This is a genomic window from Streptococcus mitis (assembly GCF_001281025.1).
GTDB classification, from domain to species: Bacteria; Bacillota; Bacilli; order Lactobacillales; family Streptococcaceae; genus Streptococcus; species Streptococcus mitis_AK.
The window spans coordinates 150,913-167,500 of record NZ_CP012646.1 but is presented as its reverse complement, the minus strand read 5'-3'; the positions used below and the strand labels follow the sequence as shown (position 1 = coordinate 167,500).

Sequence of the window (16,588 nt, the reverse complement as noted above, 5' to 3'; positions counted from 1 at the left end):
AGAAGTGAGAATGCCGGTATGAGTAGCGAAAGACAGGTGAGAATCCTGTCCACCGTAAGACTAAGGTTTCCAGGGGAAGGCTCGTCCGCCCTGGGTTAGTCGGGACCTAAGGAGAGACCGAAAGGTGTATCCGATGGACAACAGGTTGATATTCCTGTACTAGAGTATGTAGTGATGGAGGGACGCAGTAGGCTAACTAAAGCAGACGATTGGAAGAGTCTGTCTAAGCAGTGAGGTGTGATATGAGTCAAATGCTTATATCTGTAACATTGAGCTGTGATGGGGAGCGAAGTTTAGTAGCGAAGTTAGTGACGTCACACTGCCAAGAAAAGCTTCTAGCGTTTAAACATACTCTACCCGTACCGCAAACCGACACAGGTAGTCGAGGCGAGTAGCCTCAGGTGAGCGAGAGAACTCTCGTTAAGGAACTCGGCAAAATGACCCCGTAACTTCGGGAGAAGGGGTGCTGACTTTAAGTCAGCCGCAGTGAATAGGCCCAAGCAACTGTTTATCAAAAACACAGCTCTCTGCTAAATCGTAAGATGATGTATAGGGGGTGACGCCTGCCCGGTGCTGGAAGGTTAAGAGGAGTGCTTAGCGCAAGCGAAGGTATGAATTGAAGCCCCAGTAAACGGCGGCCGTAACTATAACGGTCCTAAGGTAGCGAAATTCCTTGTCGGGTAAGTTCCGACCCGCACGAAAGGCGTAATGATTTGGGCACTGTCTCAACGAGAGACTCGGTGAAATTTTAGTACCTGTGAAGATGCAGGTTACCCGCGACAGGACGGAAAGACCCCATGGAGCTTTACTGCAGTTTGATATTGAGTGTCTGTACCACATGTACAGGATAGGTAGGAGTCTATGAGATCGGGACGCCAGTTTCGAAGGAGACGATGTTGGGATACTACCCTTGTGTTATGGCCACTCTAACCCAGATAGGTGATCCCTATCGGAGACAGTGTCTGACGGGCAGTTTGACTGGGGCGGTCGCCTCCTAAAAGGTAACGGAGGCGCCCAAAGGTTCCCTCAGAATGGTTGGAAATCATTCGCAGAGTGTAAAGGTATAAGGGAGCTTGACTGCGAGAGCTACAACTCGAGCAGGGACGAAAGTCGGGCTTAGTGATCCGGTGGTTCCGTATGGAAGGGCCATCGCTCAACGGATAAAAGCTACCCTGGGGATAACAGGCTTATCTCCCCCAAGAGTTCACATCGACGGGGAGGTTTGGCACCTCGATGTCGGCTCGTCGCATCCTGGGGCTGTAGTCGGTCCCAAGGGTTGGGCTGTTCGCCCATTAAAGCGGCACGCGAGCTGGGTTCAGAACGTCGTGAGACAGTTCGGTCCCTATCCGTCGCGGGCGTAGGAAATTTGAGAGGATCTGCTCCTAGTACGAGAGGACCAGAGTGGACTTACCGCTGGTGTACCAGTTGTCTTGCCAAAGGCATCGCTGGGTAGCTATGTAGGGAAGGGATAAACGCTGAAAGCATCTAAGTGTGAAACCCACCTCAAGATGAGATTTCCCATGATTTTATATCAGTAAGAGCCCTGAGAGATGATCAGGTAGATAGGTTAGAAGTGGAAGTGTGGCGACACATGTAGCGGACTAATACTAATAGCTCGAGGACTTATCCAAAGTAACTGAGAATATGAAAGCGAATGGTTTTCTTGATTTGAATAGATATTCAATTTTGAGTAGGTATTACTCAGAGTTAAGTGACGATAGCCTAGGAGATACACCTGTACCCATGCCGAACACAGAAGTTAAGCCCTAGAACGCCGGAAGTAGTTGGGGGTTGCCCCCTGTGAGATATGGAAGTCGCTTAGCTCTAGGGAGTTTAGCTCAGCTGGGAGAGCATCTGCCTTACAAGCAGAGGGTCAGCGGTTCGATCCCGTTAACTCCCATAGGTCCCGTAGTGTAGCGGTTATCACGTCGCCCTGTCACGGCGAAGATCGCGGGTTCGATTCCCGTCGGGACCGTTTAAGATAACGGAAGTTATTTTAGACTCGTTAGCTCAGTTGGTAGAGCAATTGACTTTTAATCAATGGGTCACTGGTTCGAGCCCAGTACGGGTCATATATGCGGGTTTGGCGGAATTGGCAGACGCACCAGATTTAGGATCTGGCGCTTAACGGCGTGGGGGTTCAAGTCCCTTAACCCGCATTAAGATATAATAAATGAGCCGGCTTAGCTCAGTTGGTAGAGCATCTGATTTGTAATCAGAGGGTCGCGTGTTCAAGTCATGTAGCCGGCATTTTTAGATAGAAGAAAACAGTGCGAACGTAGTTCAGTGGTAGAACACCACCTTGCCAAGGTGGGGGTCGCGGGTTCGAATCCCGTCGTTCGCTTAGAGAGGCCGGGGTGGCGGAACTGGCAGACGCACAGGACTTAAAATCCTGCGATTGGTAACGATCGTACCGGTTCGATTCCGGTCCTCGGCATAATATAATGAGCACCCTTAGCTCAACTGGATAGAGTACCTGACTACGAATCAGGCGGTTAGAGGTTCGACTCCTCTAGGGTGCATTTTTCTATTTAACTCGGGAAGTAGCTCAGCTTGGTAGAGTACTTGGTTTGGGACCAAGGTGTCGCAGGTTCGAATCCTGTCTTCCCGATACATTACAGAGATACGTAAATGTATCTTTTTTATTTAGCTCTTTGCCAACTGTAGTGGGTTGAAGAAAAGCTAAGCTCGAGAAAGTACAAAATTAAGAGAGAATCAGTTTGCTTCTCTCTTTTTTTGAATTCCAGTAATTCATTTTGATCGCGTATATTTTTTTGTTTCCTGATTTGTTCAATGAATACTGTAGTTTAGGTACATAAATTAAAATTTAACAGATTGTATAATTCTTACAAACTTTTAAGAAAGTAATTGAAGAGTTTTTTGCTCTGCCTATAATATATATGTTTTTGAGATGGAAATTTCCGATCTTTTGATTTTAAATAAGTATTAGTGTTCAATATAGTGTGAATTGGGTTTGATATTTCTTTTGAGGAAGCTGCCTTAGATTTTTTCTACTTGTGTTTTATTGTATAGTGTATCTTGCTTGTTTTGAACAGAATCTTTTATGACATTTGTCATATCTCCTCATGACAGAAGCTTCTAGTGGCAGTAGATTCAAAGAATTATACTAGATGTATCAAATGGAGGAAGAAAAAAATGAAACATAAAGTAATTGTCGCAGTGAGTCTAGTAGCAGCAGGAGTCGTGACTTATCTCATGTTCTCAGGATTGGATGAAGATTTCTATCATTTTCCTTGGGAGCTATTTGCAGGATTTGGAATGATGTCCTGGCTTATCCGAGAAGGTTTGAAATTAGTCTCAGATGTGAAAAAGGAGTTTGAAAAATGAAAAAAGCGTTTCTCTATCTTTTTATTGGACTATCACTAGTGGTATGGTTTGTAGAAATGTTTACAGGTTGGTTTGATCAAGCCTTCCTTCACCAATTCATCCGTGGTGCCTGGGGACTAGGATTTATGATTTTTATCGCCTTTCCTATGGGAAAGGAGTGGCTGAAAGGAGAATATCATGAATATGATTAAGGTAGAAAGCCTAAATAAAAACATCAAGGGCAAGGCTATTTTGAAGGATATTTCCTTTGAGGTAGCTGAAGGTGAATGTGTTGCCATGATTGGGCCAAACGGAGCAGGAAAGACGACACTCTTGGACTGTTTGCTTGGAGATAAACTGGTCACCAGTGGGCAAGTATCTATCCAAGATTTGCCGGTAACGAGCTCTAAGTTAGACTACACAAGATCCTATCTCCCTCAAGAAAATGTAATTGTTCAAAAATTAAAGGTTAAAGAGTTGATTGTTTTCTTTCAACGTATCTATCCAAATCCCTTGAGCGAGCAGGAAATTGATCAACTATTGCAGTTTGACCAGCAACAAAAAGAGCAATTCGCAGAAAAATTATCAGGTGGACAAAAGCGTCTTTTCTCTTTTGTCTTGGCCTTAATTGGGCGACCAAAGCTTGTCTTTTTAGATGAGCCTACATCGGCTATGGATACCTCAACTCGTCAACGTTTTTGGGAAATTGTCGATCAGTTAAAGAAAAATGGTGTGACCATTGTCTATTCTTCTCACTATATCGAAGAGGTAGAGCATACAGCTGACCGGATTTTGGTTTTAAATAAGGGAGAGTTGATTCGTGATACGACGCCTCTAGCTATGCGTAGTGAGGAGATTGAAAAGCATTTTATCCTTCCTCTAGCTTACAAGGAAGTCGTTGAGAAGTCAAACTTGGTTGAAAACTGGTCACAAAAACAGGATGCTCTACAAGTAGTCACACGCGAAGCAGATGCTTTCTGGGAACTATTAGTCCGAGCAGGATGTAGGATTCAAGAAATTGAAGTCAATAATCGTAGCTTACTGGATACAATCTTTGAAGAAACACAAAAGGGAGATGACTAAGATGAAACAATGGATAGCATTAAATAAGATAGAATTTCTATTGACCAAACGACAATTAGTCTACTATCTATTATCCGTAGGGATGCCGACAGCCTTCTATTTATTCTTTTCAGGCATGTACCAGGACACACCAGGTGGACCAGCTAATTTTATGCGTGACTACCTCATCTCCATGACAGCCTTTTCCATGATGTCGACAGCCATGTTTTCATTTCCAGCTGTCTTACATACCGATAAAATCAACAACTGGCAGAAAACATTGCGCCATACCCCTGTAAATATGGTAGAATATTATCTATCAAAGATAACAAGTATGATGGTTGATTATTTGGTCTCAATCCTGGTTGTTTTCTCAGTTGGGCACTTGGTCAGAGGTGTGGATATGCCTCTAGGAAGCTGGATTGGGGCTGCGTTCTTGCTGATAGTAGGAAGTGTTGCCTTTGTAGCGCTTGGATTGACCTTGACACTCTTGCCTTCTAGTCAGCTGATGTCTGTCGTGGGCAATCTTCTCTATCTAGGCTTGGCTGTTTTAGGTGGACTCTGGATGCCCATCTCTTTATTTCCAGACTGGATGCAAGCAATCGGGAAGTGCCTACCAACTTATCAGTTGATGGAGTTGCTCAAGACCTTCTTAAACGAGGGTAGCATCAATCTATCAGCCACAGTTTATCTACTTGTTTTTTCAGCAGTTTTGTTTGGTTTGACTATTTACCTTCAAGGTCATAAGGAGAATGCTTAATGCTTGAAAGAATGAAAAGCATACACTATATGTTTTGGGCCAGTTTAATTTTTATGATTTTCCCCATCCTACCTGTAGTGACTGGGTGGCTTTCTGTCTGGCATTTATTGATTGATATTCTATTTGTAGTGGCATATTTGGGTGTTTTAACAACTAAGAGCCAGCGCCTATCTTGGCTATATTGGGGTCTCATGCTGACTTATGTAGTTGGGAATACTGCCTTTGTTGCTGTTAATTATATCTGGTTCTTCTTTTTCCTTTCTAACCTCTTAAGTTATCATTTTGGCGTACGTAGTTTAAAGTCTTTACATGTCTGGACTTTTCTTCTTGCTCAAGTCCTTGTTGTGGGCCAACTGTTGATTTTTCAGAGAATCGAAGTTGAGTTTCTATTCTATCTACTTGTAATTCTTACTTTTGTCGATTTAATGACTTTTGGCTTGGTTCGGATTCGGATTGTGGAGGATTTGAAAGAAGCACAGGCTAAGCAAAATGCCCAGATAAATCTATTGCTAGCTGAAAATGAACGCAGTCGTATTGGTCAAGATTTGCATGATAGTCTGGGGCATACCTTTGCTATGCTTAGTGTTAAAACTGATCTAGCCTTGCAGTTATTTCAAATACAGGCTTATCCACAGGTGGAAAAGGAATTAAGAGAAATACAGCAAATTAGCAAAGAATCAATGCGTGAAGTGCGAACCATTGTGGAAAATCTTAAGTCTAGAACTTTGACATCCGAACTAGAGACTGTGAAAAAGATGTTAGAAATTGCTGGAATTGAGGTGGAAATAGCTAATCAACTAGATACAGCTAGCTTAACTCAGGAATTGGAGTCAACGGCTTCCATGATTTTGCTTGAATTGGTGACTAATATCATCAAACATGCCAAAGCTTCTAAAGTCTACTTAAAATTAGAACGGACAGAGAAAGAACTCATTCTAACAGTGGGAGATGATGGCTGTGGCTTTGCTTCTATAAAGGGGGATGACCTCCATACAGTTCGAGATCGTGTTCTTCCATTTTCGGGAGAAGTAAAGGTAATTAGTTGGAAACAACCGACAGAAGTTCAGGTTCGACTACCTTATAAGGAGAGAAACTAAGATGAAACTACTTGTTGCAGAAGATCAAAGTATGTTGCGAGATGCCATGTGCCAGTTGCTCACGCTTCAACCGGATGTAGAGTCTGTCTTTCAAGCCAAGAATGGGCAAGAAGCAATCCAACTATTAGAAAAGGAGTCTGTAGATATCGCCATCCTTGACGTAGAAATGCCTGTTAAGACGGGCCTCGAAGTCTTGGAGTGGATACGAGCAGAAAATCTAGAAACAAAGGTGGTTGTAGTGACGACCTTCAAGCGTCCTGGGTATTTTGAACGTGCAGTCAAGGCTGGAGTAGATGCTTATGTATTAAAAGAAAGAAATATTGCAGACCTCATGCAAACCTTGCACACTGTCCTTGAAGGGCGCAAGGAGTATTCGCCTGAATTGATGGAAGTGGTGATGACGCATCCCAATCCATTAACAGAGCAAGAAATCGCAGTTTTAAAGGGAATCGCTCAGGGTTTCTCTAACCAAGAAATTGCAGACAAACTTTATCTATCCAACGGAACCGTCCGAAACTATGTTACCAATATTCTTTCGAAACTAGATGCTGGTAATCGAACAGAAGCTGCTAATATTGCGAAAGAATCTGGTTGGTTGTGATACTATCATATCTCGAAAACCATTATGTGCTAAAATTGATGGGATTGAATGGAACAATACTAACTTTAGGAGGGTGGGATTCCTCCTTTTTCTTTTTTGGGGGAGCACTACAAAAGAGCTAAAATTAACAATAAAAAAGAAAAATATCTTGACAACCAATGGAAAATTTTGTTACAATAATAGACGGTACTTTTTACTTTTGGTCTCTCAAGAGTGTACAGGGACGTGCTGACAAATGTTGCAAAAGTACACACAGATGATAGCTGTCACCAAGTGTATCATCACCAAAAATAAAAAAACACAGGAGAATGTAGATGCCTACAATTAACCAATTGGTTCGCAAACCGCGTAAATCAAAAGTAGAAAAATCTAAATCACCAGCTTTGAACGTTGGTTACAACAGTCATAAAAAAGTTCAAACAAACGTTTCTTCACCACAAAAACGTGGTGTTGCAACTCGTGTTGGAACAATGACACCTAAAAAACCTAACTCAGCCCTTCGTAAATTTGCTCGTGTACGTTTGAGCAACCTTATCGAAGTTACTGCCTACATCCCAGGTATCGGACACAACTTGCAAGAGCACAGTGTGGTGCTTCTTCGTGGTGGACGTGTAAAAGACCTTCCAGGGGTACGTTACCATATCGTCCGTGGTGCACTTGATACTGCAGGTGTTAACGATCGTAAACAAGGCCGTTCTAAATACGGTACTAAACGTCCAAAAGCATAAGGAAAGGGGATAAAGAGAAATGAGTCGTAAAAATAGAGCTCCAAAACGTGACGTATTGCCAGATCCGCTTTACAATTCACAACTAGTTACTCGTCTTATCAACCGCGTTATGCTTGATGGTAAACGTGGTACAGCTGCTTCAATCGTTTACGGTGCCTTTGAGCAAATCAAAGAGGCTACTGGAAACGATGCACTTGAAGTATTTGAAACAGCTATGGAAAACATCATGCCTGTACTTGAAGTACGTGCACGTCGTGTTGGTGGTTCTAACTACCAAGTCCCAGTTGAAGTTCGTCCAGAACGTCGTACAACACTTGGACTTCGTTGGTTGGTAACAATCGCTCGTCTTCGTGGTGAACACACAATGCAAGACCGTCTTGCAAAAGAAATCTTGGATGCTGCTAACAACACTGGTGCAGCTGTTAAGAAACGTGAAGACACTCACCGTATGGCTGAAGCTAACCGTGCATTCGCACACTTCCGTTGGTAAGATTAAGATACTAAGGACGTTAAAAAAGCGACTGAAAATTAGGAAGCTTGATGAAGAATCGAAGATTCTAGGAGAGCTTATCTATTTTTCCGAGCTTTTAGCCCGAGTTCAATTCAACTTGTAAATCTACAAGTTGAAACCAACAATAGCATGAAAACATTGAGAACGGGTAGGTCCTGCCTATCCGTTTTTATTAAAATCGTGTTATAATAGAATAGAAATCAAAAATAAATAGGAGAAACAAACCTCATGGCACGCGAATTTTCACTTGAAAAAACTCGTAATATCGGTATCATGGCTCACGTCGATGCTGGTAAAACAACAACTACTGAGCGTATTCTTTACTACACTGGTAAAATCCACAAAATCGGTGAAACTCACGAAGGTGCGTCACAAATGGACTGGATGGAGCAAGAGCAAGAACGTGGTATCACTATTACATCTGCTGCGACAACAGCTCAATGGAACAACCACCGCGTAAACATCATCGACACACCAGGACACGTGGACTTCACAATCGAAGTACAACGTTCTCTTCGTGTATTGGATGGTGCGGTTACCGTTCTTGACTCACAATCAGGTGTTGAGCCTCAAACTGAAACAGTTTGGCGTCAAGCAACTGAGTATGGAGTTCCACGTATCGTATTTGCCAACAAAATGGACAAAATCGGTGCTGACTTCCTTTACTCTGTAAGCACACTTCACGATCGTCTTCAAGCAAATGCACACCCAATCCAATTGCCAATCGGTTCTGAAGATGACTTCCGTGGTATCATCGACTTGATCAAGATGAAAGCTGAAATCTATACTAACGACCTTGGTACAGATATCCTTGAAGAAGATATTCCAGCTGAATACCTTGACCAAGCTCAAGAATACCGTGAAAAATTGATCGAAGCAGTTGCTGAAACTGACGAAGAATTGATGATGAAATACCTCGAAGGTGAAGAAATCACTAACGAAGAATTGAAAGCTGGTATCCGTAAAGCGACTATCAACGTTGAATTCTTCCCAGTATTGTGTGGTTCTGCCTTCAAGAACAAAGGTGTTCAATTGATGCTTGATGCGGTTATTGACTACCTTCCAAGCCCACTTGATATCCCAGCAATCAAAGGTATTAACCCAGATACAGACGCTGAAGAAACTCGTCCAGCCTCTGACGAAGAGCCATTTGCAGCTCTTGCCTTCAAGATCATGACTGACCCATTCGTAGGTCGTTTGACATTCTTCCGTGTTTACTCAGGTGTTCTTCAATCAGGTTCATACGTATTGAATACTTCTAAAGGTAAACGTGAACGTATCGGACGTATCCTTCAAATGCACGCTAACAGCCGTCAAGAAATTGACACTGTTTACTCAGGTGATATCGCTGCTGCCGTTGGTTTGAAAGATACTACAACTGGTGACTCATTGACAGATGAAAAAGCTAAAATCATCCTTGAGTCAATCAACGTTCCAGAACCAGTTATCCAATTGATGGTTGAGCCAAAATCTAAAGCTGACCAAGATAAGATGGGTATTGCCCTTCAAAAATTGGCTGAAGAAGATCCAACATTCCGCGTTGAAACAAACGTTGAAACTGGTGAAACAGTTATCTCAGGTATGGGTGAGCTTCACCTTGACGTCCTTGTTGACCGTATGCGTCGTGAGTTCAAAGTGGAAGCGAACGTAGGTGCTCCTCAAGTATCTTACCGTGAAACATTCCGCGCTTCTACTCAAGCACGTGGATTCTTCAAACGTCAGTCTGGTGGTAAAGGTCAATTCGGTGATGTATGGATTGAATTTACTCCAAACGAAGAAGGTAAAGGATTCGAATTCGAAAACGCAATCGTCGGTGGTGTGGTTCCTCGTGAATTTATCCCAGCGGTTGAAAAAGGTTTGGTAGAATCTATGGCTAACGGTGTTCTTGCAGGTTACCCAATGGTTGACGTTAAAGCTAAACTTTACGATGGTTCATACCACGATGTCGACTCTTCTGAAACTGCCTTCAAGATCGCAGCTTCACTTGCTCTTAAAGAAGCTGCTAAATCAGCACAACCAGCTATCCTTGAGCCAATGATGCTTGTAACAATCACTGTTCCAGAAGAAAACCTTGGTGATGTTATGGGTCACGTAACTGCTCGTCGTGGACGTGTAGATGGTATGGAAGCACATGGTAACAGCCAAATCGTTCGTGCTTACGTTCCACTTGCTGAAATGTTCGGTTACGCCACAGTTCTTCGTTCTGCATCTCAAGGACGTGGTACATTCATGATGGTATTTGACCACTACGAAGATGTACCTAAGTCTGTACAAGAAGAAATTATTAAGAAAAACAAAGGTGAAGACTAATCTGTCCTCGCTCTAGAAGGAAGTCACTTAGTGGCTTCCTTTTGTCTTTAGAAAACACCTCTAAGTATGGTAAAATAGTAGAAGAATAATGTGAGGAAAATGAATGTCAAATAGTTTTGAAATTTTGATGAATCAATTGGGGATACCTGCTGAAATGAGACGGGCTCCTGCTTTAGCACAGGCCGATATTGAGCGAGTTGTGGTTCATAAAATTAGTAAGGTATGGGAGTTTCATTTCGTATTTTCTAATATTTTACCGATTGAAATCTTTTTAGAAATAAAGAAAGGTTTGAGCGAAGAATTTTCTAAGACAGGCAATAAAGCTATTTTCGAAATCAAGGCTCTGTCTCAAGAATTCTCAAATCAACTCTTGCAGTCCTACTATAGGGAGGCTTTCTCTGAGGGGTCATGTGCTAGCCAAGGTTTTAAGTCCCTTTATCAGAATTTGCGAGTTCGTGCGGAGGGCAATCAACTCTTTATCGAAGGCTCTGAGGCGATTGATAAGGAACACTTTAAGAAGAATCATCTTCCTAATTTAGCGAAACAACTTGAAAAGTTTGGTTTTCCAACTTTTAATTGTCAAGTCGAGAAGAATGATGTCCTGACCCAAGAGCAGGAAGAGGCCTTTCATGCTGAAAATGAGCAGATTGTTCAAGCTGCCAATGAGGAAGCGCTCCGTGCTATGGAACAACTAGAACAGATGGCACCTCCTCCAGCGGAAGAGAAACCAGCCTTTGATTTTCAAACGAAAAAAGCTGCAGCTAAACCCAAGCTAGATAAGGCAGAGATTACTCCTATGATCGAAGTGACGACGGAGGAAAATCGTCTGGTCTTTGAAGGGGTTGTGTTTGATGTGGAGCAAAAAGTGACCAGAACAGGGCGTGTTTTGATCAACTTTAAAATGACGGACTACACTTCAAGTTTTTCTATGCAAAAGTGGGTTAAGAACGAGGAAGAGGCCCAGAAGTTTGATCTAATTAAGAAAAATTCTTGGCTCCGAGTGCGTGGGAATGTGGAGATGAATAACTTCACACGCGATTTGACTATGAACGTGCAAGATGTGCAGGAAGTTGTTCACTATGAGCGGAAGGATTTAATGCCAGAAGGAGAACGGCGGGTTGAGTTTCATGCTCATACTAACATGTCGACCATGGATGCTCTGCCAGAGGTTGAAGAAATCGTTGCGACAGCTGCTAAGTGGGGACACAAGGCTGTTGCCATCACGGACCACGGGAATGTCCAGTCCTTCCCACACGGCTATAAGGCGGCCAAAAAAGCGGGAATTCAGCTGATTTATGGAATGGAAGCCAATATCGTTGAGGATCGTGTTCCTATCGTTTATAACGAAGTGGAAATGGACTTATCAGAAGCGACCTATGTGGTTTTTGACGTGGAAACGACGGGACTTTCAGCTATCTATAATGATTTGATTCAGGTTGCGGCCTCTAAGATGTACAAGGGGAATGTTATTGCTGAATTTGATGAATTTATCAATCCTGGGCATCCCTTGTCAGCTTTTACTACTGAATTGACCGGAATTACAGATGATCATGTCAAAAATGCCAAATCACTGGAACAAGTTTTGCAAGAATTCCAAGAATTCTGCAAGGATACAGTCTTAGTTGCCCATAATGCTACCTTTGACGTTGGCTTTATGAATGCCAATTATGAGCGTCATGGTCTGCCAAAGATTAGTCAGCCAGTTATTGATACGCTGGAGTTTGCTAGAAACCTCTATCCTGAGTACAAACGTCATGGTTTGGGACCTTTGACCAAGCGTTTTGGTGTGGCCTTAGAACATCACCACATGGCCAACTACGATGCGGAAGCTACTGGTCGTCTGCTCTTTATTTTTATCAAAGAAGTAGCAGAAAAACATGGTGTGACCGATCTAGCTAGACTCAACATTGATTTGATTAGTTCAGATTCTTATAAAAAAGCTCGGATCAAGCATGCGACCATCTATGTCAAGAATCAGGTGGGTCTAAAAAATATCTTTAAGCTGGTTTCCTTGTCTAATACCAAGTACTTTGAAGGGGTGCCACGGATTCCGAGAACAGTTCTAGATGCTCATCGGGAAGGTTTGATTTTAGGTTCAGCTTGCTCTGAAGGTGAAGTTTTTGATGCAGTCGTTTCTCAAGGTGTGGATGCGGCGATTGAGGTGGCCAAGTATTATGACTTTATCGAGGTTATGCCACCAGCTATCTATGCTCCCTTGATTGCCAAGGAGCAGGTCAAGGATATGGAAGAACTCCAGACCATTATCAAGAGTTTGATAGAGGTGGGAGACCGTCTTGGTAAGCCTGTTCTGGCTACGGGGAATGTCCACTATATCGAACCAGAAGAAGAAATTTACCGTGAAATTATTGTCCGTAGTTTGGGACAGGGGGCGATGATTAACCGTACCATTGGTCACGGTGAGCATGCTCAACCAGCTCCTCTTCCAAAAGCCCATTTTAGAACGACAAATGAGATGTTGGATGAATTTGCCTTCTTGGGAGAGGATTTGGCTCATAAACTGGTTATTGAAAATACCAATGCCTTGGCAGATATCTTTGAACCCGTTGAGGTTGTAAAAGGTGACTTGTACACACCTTTCATCGACAAGGCTGAAGAAACAGTTGCTGAGTTGACCTATAAGAAAGCTTTTGAGATTTATGGAAATCCGCTACCAGATATCGTTGATTTGCGGATTGAAAAAGAATTAACTTCTATTCTGGGGAATGGATTTGCTGTGATTTATCTGGCATCACAGATGCTGGTGCAACGCTCCAATGAACGGGGTTACTTGGTTGGTTCTCGTGGGTCTGTAGGATCTAGTTTCGTTGCGACCATGATTGGGATTACGGAGGTTAATCCTCTCTCTCCTCACTATGTCTGTGGTCAGTGTCAATACAGCGAGTTTATCACCGATGGTTCTTATGGTTCAGGATTTGATATGCCCAATAAGGATTGTCCAAACTGTGGTCACAAACTCAGTAAAAACGGACAGGATATTCCGTTTGAAACCTTCCTTGGTTTTGATGGAGACAAGGTTCCTGATATTGACTTGAACTTCTCGGGAGAGGATCAGCCTAGCGCCCACTTGGATGTGCGTGATATCTTTGGTGAGGAATATGCCTTCCGTGCGGGAACGGTTGGTACGGTAGCTGCTAAGACTGCCTATGGATTTGTAAAGGGCTACGAGAGAGACTACGGGAAGTTTTATCGTGATGCAGAGGTGGAACGCCTTGCTCAAGGTGCAGCTGGTGTCAAGCGGACAACAGGACAACACCCGGGGGGAATCGTTGTTATTCCTAACTATATGGATGTTTACGACTTTACACCTGTCCAGTATCCAGCAGATGACGTGACGGCTGAATGGCAGACCACTCACTTTAACTTCCATGATATCGATGAGAACGTCCTCAAACTTGATGTACTGGGACATGATGATCCGACCATGATTCGAAAACTCCAGGACTTGTCTGGGATTGATCCTAATGAAATTCCTATGGATGACGAAGGCGTAATGGCCCTCTTTTCTGGGACTGATGTGCTAGGAGTGACACCTGAGCAAATCGGAACGCCTACGGGCATGCTGGGGATTCCTGAGTTTGGAACCAACTTTGTACGTGGAATGGTGGACGAGACGCACCCAACGACTTTTGCGGAGTTGCTGCAGTTGTCTGGACTGTCCCACGGTACTGACGTTTGGTTGGGAAATGCCCAGGATTTGATTAAACAAGGGATTGCGGATCTATCAACCGTTATCGGTTGTCGAGACGACATCATGGTTTACCTCATGCATGCTGGTCTCGAACCTAAGATGGCCTTTACCATCATGGAACGGGTACGTAAGGGCTTGTGGCTCAAGATTTCCGAAGAGGAACGCAATGGCTACATTGAAGCCATGAAGGCTAATAAGGTGCCAGAGTGGTATATCGAGTCCTGTGGGAAAATTAAGTATATGTTCCCTAAGGCCCATGCGGCAGCCTACGTTATGATGGCCTTGCGTGTAGCTTACTTCAAGGTTCATCATCCCATTTATTACTACTGTGCTTATTTCTCAATCCGTGCTAAGGCTTTTGATATCAAGACCATGGGGGCGGGCTTGGAGGCTATCAAGCGCAGAATGGAAGAAATCTCTGAAAAACGGAAGAACAATGAAGCCTCTAATGTGGAGATCGATCTCTATACAACTCTTGAGATTGTCAATGAGATGTGGGAGCGTGGCTTCAAGTTTGGGAAGTTAGACCTTTACCGTAGTGATGCGACTGAATTCATCATTGACGGAGATACACTGATTCCACCATTTGTCGCTATGGATGGTCTGGGAGAGAACGTTGCTAAGCAGTTGGTGCGAGCGCGTGAAGAGGGAGAATTCCTCTCTAAAACAGAACTACGCAAGCGTGGTGGACTTTCCTCAACTTTGGTTGAAAAGATGGATGAAATGGGTATTCTTGGAAATATGCCAGAGGATAATCAGTTGAGTTTGTTTGATGAGTTGTTTTAAGTGCTAGTAACGGAGGGCTTTTGATGAAACTAAGAATATTTGCAGAAGACAAACCAGCTCAAAAAGTTTTTGACTATCAGCTAGAGCTGGCAGATGAAATAATTCTTCTATCAACAGCACTCTTGTCAGGTGCCATTACTTTAGCAGGATTATTCTCTGCTTTGAAAGAAAAATAAACAAAAAGAAAAGGAAGAATAAAATGGTTTTACCAAATTTTAAAGAAAATCTAGAAAAATATGCGAAATTATTGGTTGCGAACGGAATCAATGTGCAACCTGGTCACACTTTGGCTCTCTCTATCGATGTGGAGCAACGCGAGTTGGCTCACTTAATCGTCAAAGAAGCTTATGCTTTGGGTGCGCACGAGGTTATTGTTCAGTGGACAGATGATGTGATTAACCGTGAGAAATTCCTCCATGCGCCGATGGAGCGTTTGGACAATGTGCCAGAATATAAGATTGCTGAGATGAACTATCTTTTGGAAAACAAGGCTAGCCGTCTTGGAGTTCGTTCATCTGATCCAGGTGCTTTGAACGGTGTGGATGCTGACAAGCTTTCAGCTTCTGCTAAAGCTATGGGACTTGCCATGAAGCCAATGCGAATCGCAACTCAATCTAACAAGGTTAGCTGGACGGTAGCAGCCGCTGCTGGACTTGAGTGGGCTAAGAAAGTCTTTCCAAATGCTGCGAACGATGAAGAAGCAGTCGATCTCCTTTGGGACCAAATCTTCAAAACTTGCCGTGTCTATGAAGAAGATCCTGTTAAGGCTTGGGAAGAGCATGCAGCTATCCTCAAGAGCAAGGCCGATATGCTTAATAAAGAGCAATTTTCAGCCCTTCACTACACAGCGCCAGGAACAGATTTGACACTTGGTTTGCCGAAAAACCATGTTTGGGAATCAGCTGGTGCTATCAATGCACAGGGCGAAGGATTCTTGCCAAATATGCCGACAGAAGAAGTCTTCACAGCACCTGACTTCCGTCGTGCAGATGGTTATGTCACTTCTACAAAACCGCTTAGTTATAACGGAAACATTATTGAAGGTATTAAGGTGACCTTTAAGGATGGACAAATCGTTGATATCACTGCTGAGAAGGGTGATCAGGTCATGAAAGACCTTGTCTTTGAAAATGCGGGTGCGCGTGCCTTGGGTGAATGTGCCTTGGTACCAGATCCAAGCCCAATTTCTCAGTCAGGCATTACCTTCTTTAATACCCTTTTCGATGAGAATGCATCAAATCATTTGGCTATCGGTGCAGCCTATGCGACTAGTGTTGTTGGTGGAGCGGAGATGAGCGAAGAGGAGCTTGCAGCTGCGGGGCTTAACCGTTCAGATGTTCACGTAGACTTTATGATTGGTTCTAACCAAATGGATATCGATGGTATCCGTGAGGATGGGACACGTGTACCACTCTTCCGTAACGGTGATTGGGCAAATTAAGGAGATAATATGTTAGGAAGTATGTTCGTTGGTCTCCTAGTGGGATTTTTAGCAGGTACTCTGACCAATCGTGGAGAGCGAATGGGATGTTTTGGAAAAATGTTTCTAGGCTGGATTGGTGCCTTTATAGGGAACTTGCTTTTTGGGACTTGGGGGCCGATAATAGCAGGAACTGCCATTATTCCGGCAGTACTAGGTTCCATGATTGTCTTAGCGATTTTCTGGAGACGAGGAAGTTAATTTCTTAAATCTGATA

Annotated in this window: 13 protein-coding genes, 9 tRNA genes and 2 rRNA genes (1 of these 24 cut by a window edge); all 24 read left to right on the top strand. The window is 43.3% G+C overall.

The genetic code is table 11. From position 1 onward, the window contains the following. Positions 1-1,631, top strand: a 23S ribosomal RNA gene (locus RN80_RS00945) (it extends 1,271 nt beyond the left edge of the window). A gap of 76 nt (positions 1,632-1,707) precedes the next feature. Beyond that, positions 1,708-1,823 (top strand): 5S ribosomal RNA (gene rrf, locus RN80_RS00940). Positions 1,824-1,827: 4 nt separating this feature from the next. Next, a tRNA-Val gene (locus RN80_RS00935) sits at positions 1,828-1,900 on the top strand. A gap of 2 nt (positions 1,901-1,902) precedes the next feature. After that, positions 1,903-1,975 (top strand) — tRNA-Asp (locus tag RN80_RS00930). Between the two features lie 24 nt (positions 1,976-1,999). Then, positions 2,000-2,072: transfer RNA gene (locus tag RN80_RS00925), tRNA-Lys, on the top strand. A gap of 5 nt (positions 2,073-2,077) precedes the next feature. Continuing rightward, positions 2,078-2,159: transfer RNA gene (locus tag RN80_RS00920), tRNA-Leu, on the top strand. Positions 2,160-2,177: 18 nt separating this feature from the next. After that, positions 2,178-2,250 (top strand) — tRNA-Thr (locus RN80_RS00915). 22 nt (positions 2,251-2,272) lie between these two features. Beyond that, a tRNA-Gly gene (locus RN80_RS00910) sits at positions 2,273-2,344 on the top strand. 7 nt (positions 2,345-2,351) lie between these two features. Further along, positions 2,352-2,437: transfer RNA gene (locus tag RN80_RS00905), tRNA-Leu, on the top strand. A gap of 11 nt (positions 2,438-2,448) precedes the next feature. Continuing rightward, a tRNA-Arg gene (locus tag RN80_RS00900) sits at positions 2,449-2,522 on the top strand. A 15-nt stretch (positions 2,523-2,537) separates the two neighbouring features. Then, positions 2,538-2,611: transfer RNA gene (locus RN80_RS00895), tRNA-Pro, on the top strand. A 545-nt stretch (positions 2,612-3,156) separates the two neighbouring features. Further along, positions 3,157-3,348 (top strand): hypothetical protein, encoded by a 192-nt coding sequence (locus RN80_RS00890; protein ID WP_049543646.1) that lies wholly within the window; start codon positions 3,157-3,159, stop codon positions 3,346-3,348. Beyond that, positions 3,345-3,539 carry a hypothetical protein gene (locus RN80_RS00885; protein WP_049543649.1) on the top strand — a complete coding sequence of 65 codons (195 nt, stop codon included), beginning with the start codon at positions 3,345-3,347 and terminating at the stop codon, positions 3,537-3,539. The genes RN80_RS00890 and RN80_RS00885 overlap by 4 nt, the downstream gene beginning before the upstream one ends. Beyond that, the gene (locus RN80_RS00880) at positions 3,526-4,410 is read left to right on the top strand and encodes an ABC transporter ATP-binding protein (protein WP_060627197.1); all 885 of its coding nucleotides are present in this window, start codon (positions 3,526-3,528) and stop codon (positions 4,408-4,410) included. Before RN80_RS00885 ends, RN80_RS00880 begins: the two co-directional genes overlap by 14 nt. A 1-nt stretch (position 4,411) precedes the next feature. Next, positions 4,412-5,149 carry an ABC transporter permease gene (locus RN80_RS00875; protein WP_060627196.1) on the top strand — a complete coding sequence of 246 codons (738 nt, stop codon included), beginning with the start codon at positions 4,412-4,414 and terminating at the stop codon, positions 5,147-5,149. Next, positions 5,149-6,246, top strand: a complete 1,098-nt coding sequence (locus tag RN80_RS00870) for a sensor histidine kinase (RefSeq protein ID WP_060627195.1) — start codon at positions 5,149-5,151, stop codon at positions 6,244-6,246. Before RN80_RS00875 ends, RN80_RS00870 begins: the two co-directional genes overlap by 1 nt. A 1-nt stretch (position 6,247) precedes the next feature. Beyond that, a complete protein-coding gene (locus RN80_RS00865) occupies positions 6,248-6,847 on the top strand; it encodes a response regulator transcription factor (RefSeq protein ID WP_060627194.1) in 600 nt (199 codons plus the stop codon). A 314-nt stretch (positions 6,848-7,161) separates the two neighbouring features. Then, entirely contained in the window at positions 7,162-7,575 is a 414-nt protein-coding gene (rpsL, locus tag RN80_RS00860) for a 30S ribosomal protein S12 (protein ID WP_001142332.1), read from the top strand. Positions 7,576-7,594: 19 nt separating this feature from the next. Then, positions 7,595-8,065 carry a 30S ribosomal protein S7 gene (gene rpsG, locus RN80_RS00855; protein ID WP_000087873.1) on the top strand — a complete coding sequence of 157 codons (471 nt, stop codon included), beginning with the start codon at positions 7,595-7,597 and terminating at the stop codon, positions 8,063-8,065. Positions 8,066-8,314: 249 nt separating this feature from the next. Then, positions 8,315-10,396, top strand: a complete 2,082-nt coding sequence (gene fusA, locus RN80_RS00850; RefSeq protein ID WP_000090345.1) for an elongation factor G — start codon at positions 8,315-8,317, stop codon at positions 10,394-10,396. 103 nt (positions 10,397-10,499) lie between these two features. Next, a complete protein-coding gene (locus RN80_RS00845) occupies positions 10,500-14,891 on the top strand; it encodes a PolC-type DNA polymerase III (protein ID WP_060627193.1) in 4,392 nt (1,463 codons plus the stop codon). A gap of 23 nt (positions 14,892-14,914) precedes the next feature. Continuing rightward, complete coding sequence (locus RN80_RS00840) at positions 14,915-15,067, top strand: hypothetical protein (RefSeq protein WP_060627192.1); 153 nt, start codon at positions 14,915-14,917, stop codon at positions 15,065-15,067. A 23-nt stretch (positions 15,068-15,090) separates the two neighbouring features. Then, complete coding sequence (locus tag RN80_RS00835) at positions 15,091-16,332, top strand: aminopeptidase (RefSeq protein WP_060627191.1); 1,242 nt, start codon at positions 15,091-15,093, stop codon at positions 16,330-16,332. A 9-nt stretch (positions 16,333-16,341) separates the two neighbouring features. Beyond that, on the top strand, positions 16,342-16,572 hold the full coding sequence (locus RN80_RS00830) for a GlsB/YeaQ/YmgE family stress response membrane protein (RefSeq protein WP_000901574.1): 231 nt from the start codon (positions 16,342-16,344) through the stop codon (positions 16,570-16,572). The last annotated feature ends 16 nt before the right edge of the window (positions 16,573-16,588 follow it).